The organism is Belnapia sp. AC561 (assembly GCF_979252845.1).
In genome coordinates, this window is the sequence record NZ_CEEDBP010000266.1 from 1 (window position 1) to 264 (window position 264).

The 264-nt window shown below is 67.0% G+C and carries 1 protein-coding gene; it reads left to right on the forward strand.

The genetic code is table 11. The annotated features are described in order from the left end of the window. The coding region (locus tag AC0IW9_RS31030; protein ID WP_471652146.1) for a cytidylyltransferase domain-containing protein at positions 1-264 on the forward strand (264 nt) is incomplete at both ends.

The following is a 264-nucleotide window of genomic DNA, read 5'->3' on the forward strand; positions in this document are numbered from 1 at the left end:
GCCTTCACCGTTGTCATTCCCGCCCGCTACGCCTCCACCCGCCTGCCCGGCAAACCGCTGCAAGACATCTGCGGCAAGCCGATGATTCAGCACGTCTGGGAACAAGCCTGCAAAAGCAGCGCCCAGCGCGTGGTCGTAGCCACCGACGATGCGCGCATTGTCGAGGCCTGCCAGGGCTTTGGCGCTGAAGTGGTGCTGACCCGCGTGGACCACAACTCCGGCACCGACCGCCTCGCCGAAGTGGCCAGCGCGCTGGGGCTGGCT